This is a genomic window from Oceanobacillus sp. FSL W8-0428 (assembly GCF_038004405.1).
GTDB classification, from domain to species: domain Bacteria; phylum Bacillota; class Bacilli; order Bacillales; family Amphibacillaceae; genus Oceanobacillus; species Oceanobacillus sojae.
Map to the genome: position 1 here is coordinate 2,202,612 of NZ_JBBORB010000001.1, position 12,824 is coordinate 2,215,435.

General features: G+C 38.4%; 13 protein-coding genes. 11 read left to right on the forward strand and 2 right to left on the reverse strand.

Going from position 1 to position 12,824, the window contains the following annotated elements:
• Nucleotides 1-56 precede the first annotated feature (56 nt).
• The 6 genes from MKY30_RS10275 (at nt 57) to MKY30_RS10300 (ending at nt 6,009) form a co-directional block, all read left to right on the forward strand.
• Nucleotides 57-1,181, forward strand: coding sequence for an LLM class flavin-dependent oxidoreductase (locus MKY30_RS10275; protein WP_147210733.1), 1,125 nt, complete (start codon nt 57-59; stop codon nt 1,179-1,181).
• 17 nt (nt 1,182-1,198) lie between these two features.
• The gene (locus tag MKY30_RS10280) at nt 1,199-2,161 is read left to right on the forward strand and encodes an aliphatic sulfonate ABC transporter substrate-binding protein (protein ID WP_246145155.1); all 963 of its coding nucleotides are present in this window, start codon (nt 1,199-1,201) and stop codon (nt 2,159-2,161) included.
• Between the two features lie 47 nt (nt 2,162-2,208).
• A complete protein-coding gene (locus MKY30_RS10285; protein WP_371863297.1) occupies nt 2,209-2,988 on the forward strand; it encodes an ABC transporter permease subunit in 780 nt (259 codons plus the stop codon).
• 18 nt (nt 2,989-3,006) lie between these two features.
• A complete protein-coding gene (locus MKY30_RS10290) occupies nt 3,007-4,335 on the forward strand; it encodes an LLM class flavin-dependent oxidoreductase (protein WP_147210735.1) in 1,329 nt (442 codons plus the stop codon).
• Between the two features lie 210 nt (nt 4,336-4,545).
• Nucleotides 4,546-5,436, forward strand: coding sequence for a cupin domain-containing protein (locus MKY30_RS10295; RefSeq protein WP_246145157.1), 891 nt, complete (start codon nt 4,546-4,548; stop codon nt 5,434-5,436).
• A gap of 204 nt (nt 5,437-5,640) precedes the next feature.
• The gene (locus MKY30_RS10300) at nt 5,641-6,009 is read left to right on the forward strand and encodes a hypothetical protein (RefSeq protein ID WP_147210736.1); all 369 of its coding nucleotides are present in this window, start codon (nt 5,641-5,643) and stop codon (nt 6,007-6,009) included.
• 63 nt (nt 6,010-6,072) lie between these two features.
• Here MKY30_RS10300 and MKY30_RS10305 read toward each other — a convergent pair whose 3' ends face one another.
• Nucleotides 6,073-7,011, reverse strand: coding sequence for an AEC family transporter (locus MKY30_RS10305; protein ID WP_147210737.1), 939 nt, complete (start codon nt 7,009-7,011; stop codon nt 6,073-6,075).
• Nucleotides 7,012-7,126: 115 nt separating this feature from the next.
• Between MKY30_RS10305 and MKY30_RS10310 the strand changes: the two genes are divergently transcribed.
• Complete coding sequence (locus MKY30_RS10310; RefSeq protein ID WP_147210738.1) at nt 7,127-7,579, forward strand: GNAT family N-acetyltransferase; 453 nt, start codon at nt 7,127-7,129, stop codon at nt 7,577-7,579.
• A 50-nt stretch (nt 7,580-7,629) separates the two neighbouring features.
• Here the strand turns inward: MKY30_RS10310 and MKY30_RS10315 are convergent, their stop codons facing one another.
• Nucleotides 7,630-8,943 carry a lysine N(6)-hydroxylase/L-ornithine N(5)-oxygenase family protein gene (locus MKY30_RS10315; RefSeq protein ID WP_341083812.1) on the reverse strand — a complete coding sequence of 438 codons (1,314 nt, stop codon included), beginning with the start codon at nt 8,941-8,943 and terminating at the stop codon, nt 7,630-7,632.
• 249 nt (nt 8,944-9,192) lie between these two features.
• On the opposite strand from MKY30_RS10315, the gene MKY30_RS10320 reads away from it, so the two are divergent.
• The 4 genes from MKY30_RS10320 to MKY30_RS10335 all read left to right on the forward strand — a co-directional run bounded on the left by MKY30_RS10320 (nt 9,193) and on the right by MKY30_RS10335 (nt 12,822).
• Nucleotides 9,193-9,519 (forward strand): hypothetical protein, encoded by a 327-nt coding sequence (locus MKY30_RS10320; protein ID WP_156985751.1) that lies wholly within the window; start codon nt 9,193-9,195, stop codon nt 9,517-9,519.
• 121 nt (nt 9,520-9,640) lie between these two features.
• Nucleotides 9,641-10,402 (forward strand): TipAS antibiotic-recognition domain-containing protein, encoded by a 762-nt coding sequence (locus tag MKY30_RS10325; RefSeq protein ID WP_156985750.1) that lies wholly within the window; start codon nt 9,641-9,643, stop codon nt 10,400-10,402.
• A gap of 142 nt (nt 10,403-10,544) precedes the next feature.
• Entirely contained in the window at nt 10,545-11,321 is a 777-nt protein-coding gene (locus MKY30_RS10330; RefSeq protein ID WP_147210742.1) for an NUDIX hydrolase, read from the forward strand.
• Nucleotides 11,322-11,361: 40 nt separating this feature from the next.
• Nucleotides 11,362-12,822 (forward strand): nicotinate phosphoribosyltransferase, encoded by a 1,461-nt coding sequence (locus MKY30_RS10335; protein WP_341083814.1) that lies wholly within the window; start codon nt 11,362-11,364, stop codon nt 12,820-12,822.
• The last annotated feature ends 2 nt before the right edge of the window (nt 12,823-12,824 follow it).

Sequence of the window (12,824 nt, forward strand, 5' to 3'; positions counted from 1 at the left end):
CTGTATTAGTAAGGAACAGGGCTACGTCCCTTAAAAATACAATTGGAGGGTTTAAAATGGTTGAATTTATCACAATGGCGCCTACTTCCGGTGATGGGGAATACGTAGGAGCGGTAAACAACAATTCATCACGGAGAAAAGTTGATGCATGGTCAGGAACGGATGAAGCTGCAGAACGGCAGCCGACATTTGAATATATTAGAGATATTGCTCAGGCGGCAGAGAAAGGCGGTTTTTCAACACTGTTATTGCCTACTGGAGGCTCCTGCTTAGATTCCTTAGCTGTTGCTGCAAACCTTATTGGACAAACGAATCGTTTGAAATTTCTTTTTGCAATCCGTCCGGGATCTATACAGCCAACCATATTTGCCAAGCAATTTGCAACGGTTGATTATTGGTCAGGAGGAAGAGCTTTGGTCAATGTAGTAACTGGAGGATCACCGACAGATTTAGCGGCAGATGGGGACTTTCTGGATCATGGAACTAGATATAAGAGAACCCGTGAATATATTCAAATACTAAAACGGCTATTTACGGAGGAACATTTTGATCATGATGGTGAATTTTATCAACTGAAGGGAGCATCCTTATTTCCAAGACCTAAAGAAATACCGAAAATATACTTTGGTGGTGCCTCAAATGTAGGAAAAGATGTGGCAGCAGCCGAATCGGATGTTTATATGCTTTGGGGAGAAACATTGGAAAATACCAAAGAACGAATTGAAGAAATGAAAAAACGTACTGCAGATTATAATCGTGAATTAAACTATAGTGTTTCATTTCAAGTTGTGCTGGGAGAGACAGAAGATGAAGCTTTTAATAATGCAGAAAAACTTCTGAGCAAAACAGAAGAAAATCTGCTGAATGAAAAAAATGCTGCCACGGCAAAGGGTGAATCCATTGGTGTGAAAAGACTTCATCAATTAATGGAGGATGGAAGGGAAAATAACTTTAAAATTGGTCCCAATTTATGGGCTGGATTAACCCAAGTATTATCGGGAAACTCCATTGCGCTTGTCGGCACCCCTGATCAGGTAGCAGAACGAATTGTAGAATATGCTGATTTAGGGTTTGATAAAGTGTTGTTACGAGGTTTTCCGCATTTGGAAACCATTCAGGAAATTGGAGAAAACGTTATTCCTAAAGTCCATGAAATTATTTCGTCCAGGCAGACTGTGTAAAGAAAGGGGAAAATCTATTGAATCATCATAAGAATAGACACATACTTGTTTTATTTTTAATAATCATGCTTTCACTCATTCTTGCAGCGTGCGGCAGTTCAGCCTCTGGAGCAAATGGTGAGATTAATATCGGCTACCAAAAAGGGGGGCCGACATTAACCTTAAAAAATAGCGGAGAATTTCAAGAGGAGCTGGAGGAGTTAGGCTATACGGTTACCTGGTCGGAATTTAATACGGGAAGCTCTATTTTGGAAGCATTAAACGCAGGAAGTATTGATTTAGCAAATGCAGGAGATATTCCGTCTATTTTTGCCCTCGATAAAGGGAGTGACTTTCAGTATATTGCCAGCGAGCCGTCTGCTCCAGAAACAGAAGGGATATTAGTCAGTGAAGATTCTTCCATTCAATCATTGGAGGATTTAAAAGGGAAAAGGGTTGCGTATAACAATGCTTCCATTGCCCAATACCTGTTAATCAAGCTCTTGGATTCAGCAAATTTATCCATTGATGATATTGAAACAGTTAATCTAAATCCTCCTGATGCCAGTCTGGCATTTGAAAAAGGTGAGGTGGATGCCTGGGTCGTCTGGGACCCGTATTTCGCAGATGCTGAGGCTAGAGGAAACAAAATCCTGCATACGGCAGAAGACGTTGTCCCATACAGATCCTTTTATTTTGCGACATCAGAATTAATTGATAAGGATCCGGAAGTAGTTGAATTATATGTTAAACACTTAGCGAAAGTTGGTAAGGAGATTAATGAAGACCCATCTGAAGCATCAGAATTGCTGGAAGGGGAGACACAAATTCCCGCGGCTACATGGGAAACGGTATTAAATAAAAAAGAGTCAGATGCTCAATTTATGGATGATCAGGCAATAGTGGATTTAGAAATCGAAGCAGCAGATTTATTGGATATCGGTTTAATTGAAAATGAAATCGACTTTTCTGATTATATTTGGAATCCAGACAGTGAATAGAATGCCAATAAATAAGGCTAAATTTAGTATATAAGGAAGTGAAACAGTTGAAAGAGACATCCAGCAATATTTATAACCGTTTAGCTCCGTGGATCATCCCTATACTTCTTTTAGCGGGATGGCAGCTATTTGCAATGAATGAATCTATTTCGGGGAACATTCTGCCGCCACCGCTGGAAGTGGTTCAAACAGGTATCTCTATGGCTGTTAGCGGAGATCTCTGGACACATATCTATATCAGCTTCAGTCGGGCTATTATAGGCTTTGTCATTGGTGGAGGGTTAGGCATCATCATTGGTATGTTAAATGGAGTTTATCCGTTTGCAGAAAAGCATTTGGATACAACCGTCCAAATGCTTCGTAATATTCCACATTTAGCTTTGATTCCGCTGATTATATTATGGTTTGGTGTCGGAGAAGAATCCAAAATTGTTTTAGTAGCCATCGGTGTATTTTTTCCTGTTTATATCAACACGTACCATGGAATTAGATCAGTGGATAAAGGACTGATTGAAATGGGAAAAGTGTATCGATTATCGAGATGGCAGCTATTTTTCAAAATTATTTTACCTGGAGCACTTTCCTCTATATTGGTAGGTATTCGATATGCACTTGGAACCATGTGGGTGACATTAATCGTTGCGGAAACCATCGCAGCTTCATCCGGTATCGGCTATATGTCAAATAACGCCCGTGAATTTATGCAGCTTGATATTGTTGTTTTAGCAATACTTTTATATGCGATTTTGGGAAAGGTGGCAGATTCTTTAGCAAAACTATTAGAGAGCAGATTGCTTAAATGGAATCCGGTTTATCAAAAGAATTAATAAGGGGAGCTGAAAAAAATGTCTAAGAAGCAAATAAACTTAGGTGTCTTCCTGATGGGGACGGGGCACCATATGGCTTCATGGAGGCATCCTGAAGTGCCTGCTGATGGCTTTGAGGATTTTAAATATTATCAGGAAATTGCGGAAATAGCAGAAAAGGGAAAACTGGATATGCTTTTTTTAAGTGATGGATTGTCTTTTAACCGCTTATCACATCCGGCGGAAATCGTCCGGTTTGATCCACTTACGCTGCTCCCGGCTCTAGCTGCAGTCACATCCCAAATAGGGCTTGCTGCAACAGCATCTACGACCTATAATGAACCGTTCCATATTGCCAGAAAATTTTCTTCTATGGATCACTTAAGTAAAGGAAGATCAGCGTGGAATGTGGTAACGTCCTATTACGAGCATGAGGCGAATAACTTTACCAAAGAGAAGCATTTAGCGCATGATCTTCGTTATGAACGTGCGGATGAATTTGTAGAAGTGGTGAAGGGGCTATGGGATAGTTGGGAATCAGATGCTTTTATCCGGGATAAAGACGCAGGGGTTTATTTTGATTCCAGGAAATTACACACACTGAATCATGAAGGAAAGCATTTTTATGTAAAGGGACCATTGAACTCCTCGCGCTCCCCGCAGGGTCGCCCTGTGATTGTTCAGGCTGGCTCATCAGAAGCAGGTACAACACTGGCGGCAAAAACTGCCGATGTAATTTTTACTGCTCAGCAGACACTGGAGGATGCTCAGAGTTTTTATCAAAAAGTGAAAAGAAAGGTTCTTGAATCCGGCAGAAATCCGGATGAAGTGAAAATAATGCCTGGCGTCTCCCCCTTCATTGGTAAAACAGAAGCAGAGGCAAGAGAGAAATATAAGCAATTACAGGATTTGATTGTACCTGAAGTCGGACTTGATTTTTTATCTGATTATCTTGGGGGAATGGATTTCTCTAATTATTCACTGGATGACCCGCTTCCTGCAGATATTCCAAAAACTAACGGAAACCAGAGTCGAAGAGAATTAATTATAGACTTGGCCAGAAGAGAAGATTTAACAATCAGACAGCTTTATAAACGGGTTGCCGGCTCAAGGGGACATTGGACAATTTTCGGTACTCCGGAACAAATCGCCGATCAGCTGGAGGAGTGGATTATAAAGGAGGGAGCAGACGGCTTTAATTTAATGTTTCAAACCTTGCCAGGGGGCTTAACGGAGTTTATAGATGAGGTTATTCCAGTGCTTCAGCAACGTGGATTATTTAGAGAGAAATACAATGGTGTTACATTGCGGGGGCATTTAGGTTTATCGATACCAGAATCTAGGTATGCTGAGGTTAAGGTGAAATAATTTGAAAGAGAAAGGTTTAGCAATTTCTACGTGCGTATAATAGGAAGTACTGTATAAATAATATTTAAACAGAATAAAAAAGGAATGAGAAGATATTTGCAGATGTCTTCTTTTTTTTGATGTCTTGATTATTCAATTTTTTTGGGTTCCATTTTTAATTTATAGTCATATGCTGATAAGAGATTAAGGAAAGGAAGGTAACAAACCAAAATGTATTATAATCCTTTGTATCAGCAGCAAATGAATCGAATGAATCCAAATTTAAATCAGGGAAATGCCTATGATGAACAGACAGCTAATATGGTAGAAGAGACCTTACAGCGTGAAGCTTCGTTAATTCCTATGTATTTTCAAGTGCTGGACCAATTCAGGCAGGGAGTCTCCGGACAGGGAATCATGTATGCAGTGCAATCTAAAAATCAAATAGCAGCAGGACTGGAGCAGGTTTATCAATATTTCACCGGACAACAGATAGATACACGACAGTCAGAGTATAAGCAAGCAGAAAATGGAAGTATTGAATCTGTTTATGAACATGCTCTGCAGGGCTATGAAGAAAATTATCGTAAAAGTGAACAAATAAATGAACCTCACTCCCGGCAGCTACTTTATCAGCTTGCAATGACAGATTATCAAATTGCGAATTATTTAGCAGGGTATTTAGAACCTCATCAGGACGCCCAAATATATTCCCGGGTTACTGATTATGGTGGAAATCCGTTCATTATTGATATTGAAAATGCTGCAGAGGCAAATACAAATTACCGTACTGCTTTGTGGACAGGAGAGCATCTGCAGGTTACATTGATGAGTATCCCGGTGGGAAGTGATATTGGTTTAGAGGTACACCCGGATACAGACCAATTTTTACGCATTGAAGAAGGAGAAGGAACTGTACAAATGGGGAACCGGCAAGATAATCTGACCATTCAGCAGCATGTGGAAGAAGACAGTGCTATTATGGTTCCAGCTGGTACCTGGCATAATATAACAAATACAGGAGATGAAGCTTTAAAGCTGTATACAATTTATGCACCTCCTCATCATCCCTTTGGGACGGTTGAGCGTACGAAAGAAGAAGCGATGCAAAAAGAAGGCTAAGAGTTATATTTTGTGCAGATAAGTAATCACTGCAGCAGTTTGTTTTCTTTTCACATAACAGGAAGCTGTTCTTTGAGCTGGGCGGCTTTCTGTTTCTTGATAAAACGAAAAATCAGTTCAAATGTACCTGTTCTGCCAGCCCTTTCTGTGTTACCATACTTTGATATATTCTAGCTGAATAAAAATGATGGAAGGGGTACATAGATGGAGGTTCATGTTAATAGAAATACAGGTCCACTTGGTGGATTGTCCAGTATAAAGGTCAATGTTAATGGAGAAGCACAAGGGAAGCTGAAAAATAATGATGTATTTATTGCAGCTGCTCCTGAAGATACAGCTGAGATAACAGTTAATCAGAGCTTTTTCTACAGCAACTCTTTGACTGTTAACGACGGAGATCAGGTTGAAGTGACTCTAAATAAAAAATACTCCCCGCTTTTTGTGGTGGGTTTGTTAGGTATTATACTCGGGGGATTGACAAAAGCCATATTGTTTCACGCTGTTGGATTAATTTGTTTATTAATTGTTCTTACCATTGGTGCGAAAAATTGGTTTATCATTAAGAAACGATAGAATAAAAGCAGACGCACATAAGTGAAATATGCGTCTGCTTTTATTACATTATTAGTCTATGACTTAGCCAATCCAAAAAGTAGACAGCCAGGCGATAAAAGGAATCGTCCCTAATGCAAGCAGGGTGGAAAATACAGATGTAACAACTGCATCTTGTTCTTTATCCGTATAACGGGAAAATAAAACAGCGGAGAGCATAAAGGTAGGCATACAGGTAAGAATCACCAATATATGCTTCAACATGGTCTCTATAGGCATAAAAGAAAGAATAATCATTACTATCACTGGAAGAATAAGTAATTTCCACACTAGTGGCATCCACAATTCACGGAAAAATAAAGGCTGCTTACTTCGGAAAAGGTCTGGCAGACTAAAACCGACATAAAGCATAGCCATCGGAGCAGCCAATGCGGAGAGCATGCTAGCTAAATCTTTCATTAAAACGGTAGCATCCCAGCCGCTGAATGCAAAAATCAGTCCAAAGCTGATAGCAATTAAAGGCATGTTTATAAGTGCTTTTAAATGTCTCCATTCAAAGCGGTCTTCACTTTGCAAAAGATAGATTCCCAGAGAGAAAACTACTACATCCAGCCCTGCATCAAAAATAGCGGCAAGCAAACCACCGATGGGGCCGAAGATAGCAGCACATAATGGAATGCCGATAAATCCAGAATTCCCTATAGCAGCAAGTAAAGCAAGCTGTTTTGATTTTGTTATAGAGAAGCCAATGATTTTTCCGAATAAAAAACAAATACCAACAGCTGAAATATTAAAACTGACACTGAAGATAAACATCAGAACAACTTGATGTAACACATCATCTGTTAACTCAGTATTGAACACACCATTTAAAATAATAAATGGAACGGCAACATTAATAATAACGCTCATAAACAGCTGTTTTGCTTCATATGTAATTGTATTTTTCAGGGCGACCAACGCACCGGTGAATAAAATAAACCCCATCATAATGACTGTTAGGGCGACAGTAATAACATCCATTTTAAACTCCTTTGAAGTTGAAAAAGTTGGTATACTATATTCAATATATAATTCCTAATGTTAGAAGAATTACAGTAAAGAAACAAGTCTATTTAATAAAAAAGGAGCAGAAAATATGATTCGTCAGTTGCTTGCGGAAGAAACATTGCCTATGAATCTGTTATTACTCGCAGATCCATCAGAAAGATTAGTCCGTGATTATACTTCAAGAGGAACCTGCCATGTACTGGAGAAGGAAGAAAAGATTATCGGAGTATATGTCCTTCTGCCGACAAGACCGGATACAGTGGAGCTCGTAAATATTGCTGTTGATGAAGGTTATCAGGGACAAGGCTGGGGAAAACAGTTGGTATTACACGCTATTCAGGAGGCGAAGAAGCAAAATTACCGTACGATAGAAATTGGAACAGGTAATTCAGGAGTTACTCAGCTGGCACTGTATCAAAAATGCGGTTTTCGGATGGTTTCCATTGATCGTGACTTCTTTTTGCGTCATTATGATGAACCGATCTTTGAAAACGGAATACAGGTTGTAGATATGGTACGGTTGGAAATGGATTTGATGTAGAGAAAAGATGCTAAATGTGTATGAAACACATCTGGCATCTTTTTTTGTAATTATGATTTTTTCATTTCAAATTGCTGGAAGACTGCCTGATTTGGTGTGGTATAGATTTCCTTGCCAGCAATGGAATTAATAATTTTTTGATTGCGTAATACTGACAATCCAAGGTTTGTGGCACTGGATCCATGAGAATGCTCAATATTTGTTAAGGTATAAATCTGATTCTCGCGAGAGTCTTTAAAAACAAGCCGATAATCTGCTGTCACGCGGAATCTTTTTTCATCCTCCCATTCTATTTTCTCATGAAAATTATTCAGCCATTCTGGGAGATGCGGTTTATACCCGGTTGCAAGAATAACTTTGTCTGCAGGATAAGTAAATTTTTCTCCTTTTTGCCATTGCTTACATTGCAGGCTGTAGCTTTCTCTGTTTGAATTAGTCCCCGCTTCAATTGCATTTACCGCAGTATTGGTCTGGATAGTGATCTGGTCCAAAGGAGACTCAATGGAGCGGTTATAGAGCAGCTCATAAATTTTTTCCAGCAGCTTAGGATCTATCCCATTTCGGATAGTGCTTAAATTTTCAAGCGATTCCATCCGGTCTTCCATTGCCAGATTGTGAAAGTAATCAACATACTCGGGAGAAAATACTTCTCTGCCCAGTCCGGTATCCTCCTTCTGGAAAATCCCGCTGGAACGCGTAAACCAGGTTAAAGCATAGCCACGTTCTTTTTGATCCTTTAATAAATCATAAAATACCTCTGATGCACTTTGTCCTGAGCCAACGACAGTAATGGAGCTTCCTTGCTTTAAAGTATCCTGAAAATAAGTATAGCGGCTGGTGTGCGTAATATCCTCCTCTGGAAATCCTTGTAACGCTTCTGGAATGTTTGGGATGCTGCCTGTTCCTAAAATAATATGTTTTCCATAATATATTTCTTCACTGCCATCCTCTATGGAATGAACAGTAACTGCATAACAGGATTTACCCGATACCTCTTTCACATCTGTTACACATTGTCCAAACTGGCAATTATTTAATTTTGAAGCAACCCATTTACAATAAGCATTGTATTCCTCTCTGGGAATGGTGAAGCGGTTAAAAAAGAAAAAGGAATACATCCGATTATGCTTGTGAAGATAATTTAAATAAGAAAAACGATTTGTAGGATCTGCAAATGTTACAAGGTCTGCGATAAATGGTGTTTGGAGGTCCATGCCTTCTAACAGCATTCCCGGATGCCAATCAAAAGAAGCCTCCTGCTCAAAAAATAAAATTTCTGATTCCTGCAAATCATTTGTTAAAGCAGCAAGACTTAAATTAAAAGGGCCGATTCCAATACCGATAGCATCATATATTTTGTTCATTTTCGTTCCTCCGCCTGTGTTGGTAGTATGAATTGTTTACTGCAATTTTTAGTACGTAAATAATAAAGCTTTGTGGAGCTTTATTTTGACAGAAGTTTTGTTAAAGAAAATAAGTATAGTATCTTTTTCCCTATCCCCGGGAAAATAAACGCCAGGCTTTCTCAGCAAATTCTCATTTTTCTCTAAGGACATTATAAGAAGCAGTCATGTAAACTGGTAATTGTTAATATATCAAGGAGGTTTTTACCAATGAAGACAATTTTACTATCGACAGCAGCAGGAGCATTATTACTAACAGGAATCTATGCCAACACAGGAGAAGCAGAAGATAATGAAGTAATGGCTTTTGAAGAAGAAACAGGAGAAAGTACACAGAAAGAAATGGAAGTTATTCAAAATCAAATTCCATCAGGAAATGATTCTGTTCAAGTTGTGGAGGATAATCCGCATAAACGAATTTTATTTATTGGTGATGAAGCTAACCAGAAAAAATACAAAACGATTTTTATTAAAGATACGAATCGTTTAAAGATTATTGATTTAAATGGTGGACAAATTTTTAATGATATTATTTAAAATAAGGTAAGATAAACCCATCTTAGACTAATTTAAGATGGGTTTTATTATAAATTAAAAAAATCCTTGACCTTTACGCTGCGTAAATCTCTATATTAGGAACTGAAGGGAGGTAAAAGGAATGAAATATTCCATCAAACAAGTAGCTGATATATCGGGTATCAGTACACGTACACTCCGGTATTATGACCAAATTGATTTATTAAAGCCTGCAGGGCTTTCCGATTCAGGATACCGTCTATATGAAGAGAAGGAATTAAATCGGCTGCAGCAAATTCTTCTCTATCGTTCTTTAGGAATGAAGCTGGAGCAGATTCATTCAGTACTGGATGATCCTGATTTTCATACGCTCACTGCATTAGAAGAGCATCAGCGAAAGCTCGAAGCAGAGAAAGAAAAGTTAAATCAATTGTTAGCCACTGTGAGAAAAACAATTCAATATACAAAGGGAGAGATTATAATGACAGCGGAAGAAAAATTTGAAGGATTTAAGAAAGAACGTCTGGAAGAGAACGAAAGACTGTATGGGGAAGAAATCAGAGAAAAATATGGTAAGGAAACAGTTGGAAAATCGAATGAAAAATTTATGAATCTTAGCGAAGCAGATTTTCAGGAAATGCAGAGAATAGAAGATGAATTATTTACGAAACTGGAGCAATTAACAAAGACAAAGAATTTAGACACACCAGAAGCAAAAGAAGTGTATGAGCTTCATAAAAAATGGCTGATGTATTCATGGCCAAATTATTCCGCAGAAGCGCATAAAGGCTTGGTACAAATGTATTTAGCGGATGAAAGATTTGCGAAATATTATAATGACCGTGCAGGAAGGGAAATTGTTTCTCTCTTACATGATGCAGTTATTAAATACGCTGAGGATTAATTACGATAAAACGGGAGGTAAAGGTGCTTCCCGTTTTTTATTCTTAATTGTTTGACATTCTTTTTCTTTTGATTATAATAATTAGTAATTATTAAATTACAAATTACTAATTATGAAATTCGGTGGAGGTGAAAAACACTAGATGAAGGATAAATCAAAATACGTTACACCAGATGGTTATACGAGTGATATTGCTGTATTTACCATTGTATCGGAAAATACTGAAGCAAAAGAACAGCGTAAAAAAGAACCACCGAAGAAAATATTGAAGCTTTTGTTGATTAAAAGGGCTAAAATAGATGCAGAAGGCAACCCTAATATGGAAGCTGGTAAATGGGCTTTGCCTGGCGGGTTTGTCGACGCCAAAAGAAGGGAAACAGCTTTACAGGCAGCAGCAAGAGAGCTAAAAGAAGAAACGGGAATTGATCAAGTTTTTCTAAAGCATTTTGGAACATATGATGCATGGGGAAGAGACCCTCGCGGTTGGATTATATCAAATGCGCATTATGCAATTGTGCCAGAATTTCAGCTTGAGAAAAGAGAGGCGGCGGATGATGCAGAGGAAGTCGATTTGTTCTCATTGGAAGAAATAAAGCAGCTTTCTTTAGCATTCGACCATCAAAAAATAATTGCAGATGCTGTGTCATTGATTGAATGGGATATGCATCATTCAACGGTTGCAAGAAACTTTTTACCTGAAGAATTTACTTTATCTGAATTACAGCGTGTACTGATGACTGTATCTGATCATTCCAGAATTACAAATACATCTGTATTTTTTGGCAAAGCACCTAAGTTACCTTTTCTGGAAAAGGTTGCCGATACGAATGGGAACTTAAAGAAAACAGAACGGAATTCGTTCAGGCCGTCTCAGTTATATCGATTTAATGATAATATTGTTTTCTCATCTATTTGGTAATAGAATTGGAAACATATAAACCCACAGGAGGAAATCGGAAATGAATTATATAGATGACAGCTTAATGCTGCACACAGATCTTTATCAAATAAATATGGCTGAAACGTATTGGCATGATGGAATACATAATCGCAATGCAGTGTTTGATTTATATTTTCGCAAGCTGCCGTTTGGAAACGGCTATGGAGTATATGCGGGATTAGAACGAATTATTGAGTATTTACACAACTTTCGATTTAGTGAATCAGATTTAACCTATCTAAAGGACCTTGGCTATAAAGAAGATTTTATTGATCATTTACGCGATCTCCGGTTTACAGGTTCTTTGAAATCAATGCGTGAAGGGGAAATTGTTTTTGCAAATGAGCCGATTGTCCGGGTAGAAGCTCCTTTAGAAGAAGCACAGCTGCTGGAAACAGCTTTATTAAACATTGTGAATTACCAAACACTTATTGCTACCAAAGCATCACGTATCAGACAACTGGTCAGAGATAACCCTGTAATGGAATTTGGTACAAGAAGAGCACAGGAAATGGATGCTGCAGTATGGGGGACAAGAGCGGCTTATATCGGCGGTTTCAGCGCAACAAGCAATGTCCGGGCTGGTAAATTGTTTGGCATTCCTGTATCTGGTACACATGCACATTCGATGGTTCAAGCATATCGTGATGAATATGTTGCCTTTAAAAAATACGCAGAGCGTCATCGTGAGTGTGTCTTTTTAGTGGATACCTACGATACACTTTATTCTGGTGTTCCTAATGCTATTAAAGTAGCTAAAGAATTAGGAGATAAAATTGATTTTAAAGGTATTCGGATTGATAGCGGCGACCTGGCATATCTGTCGAAGGAAGCCAGAAGAATGATGGATGAAGCTGGATTTACCGATGCAAAAATTTATGTCTCTAATGATTTGGATGAATACACGATAGCAAGTCTTCAGGCCCAGCATGCGCAAATTGATGTTTGGGGAATCGGAACAAAGCTGATTACAGCATATGATCAGCCCGCACTTGGAGCAGTTTATAAGCTGGTATCTATTGAGGATGAACAGGGAGAAATGGTAGATACGATTAAATTATCTGGCAACCCTGAAAAAATGACAACACCAGGGAAGAAAAAAGTTTATCGGATTATTAATAAAGGGAATCATCATACAGAAGGTGATTATCTGACACTAGAGGATGAAGATCCTAATCAAGAAGCGGAAATTATGCTTTTCCATCCAATCCATACGTACTATAAGAAAATGGTTTCTAATTTTGAGGCAGTTGATCTGCATCATGATATTGCAGTAAATGGTCAAATCGTCTACGAATGCCCAAGTTTGCTGCATGTACAAAATTATGCGAAAAACCAGCTTCAGCTGTTCTGGGATGAATATAAGCGGACAAACTATCCTGCTGAATATCCTGTTGATTTAAGTATAAAACTATGGAATAACAAAATGGAGCATATTGAAAATGTGAAGAAAAAAGTAAAGCAGGACCAAAATCTTTAGTT

Coding starts and splice junctions, on each gene's coding strand:
- MKY30_RS10275 (WP_147210733.1), top strand. CDS start 57: ATGGTTGAATTTATCACAATGGCGCCTACTTCCGGTGATGGGGAATAC.
- MKY30_RS10290 (WP_147210735.1), top strand. CDS start 3,007: ATGTCTAAGAAGCAAATAAACTTAGGTGTCTTCCTGATGGGGACGGGG.
- MKY30_RS10295 (WP_246145157.1), top strand. CDS start 4,546: ATGTATTATAATCCTTTGTATCAGCAGCAAATGAATCGAATGAATCCA.
- MKY30_RS10300 (WP_147210736.1), top strand. CDS start 5,641: ATGGAGGTTCATGTTAATAGAAATACAGGTCCACTTGGTGGATTGTCC.
- MKY30_RS10305 (WP_147210737.1), bottom strand. CDS start 7,011: ATGGATGTTATTACTGTCGCCCTAACAGTCATTATGATGGGGTTTATT.
- MKY30_RS10310 (WP_147210738.1), top strand. CDS start 7,127: ATGATTCGTCAGTTGCTTGCGGAAGAAACATTGCCTATGAATCTGTTA.
- MKY30_RS10315 (WP_341083812.1), bottom strand. CDS start 8,943: ATGAACAAAATATATGATGCTATCGGTATTGGAATCGGCCCTTTTAAT.
- MKY30_RS10320 (WP_156985751.1), top strand. CDS start 9,193: ATGAAGACAATTTTACTATCGACAGCAGCAGGAGCATTATTACTAACA.
- MKY30_RS10325 (WP_156985750.1), top strand. CDS start 9,641: ATGAAATATTCCATCAAACAAGTAGCTGATATATCGGGTATCAGTACA.
- MKY30_RS10330 (WP_147210742.1), top strand. CDS start 10,545: ATGAAGGATAAATCAAAATACGTTACACCAGATGGTTATACGAGTGAT.
- MKY30_RS10335 (WP_341083814.1), top strand. CDS start 11,362: ATGAATTATATAGATGACAGCTTAATGCTGCACACAGATCTTTATCAA.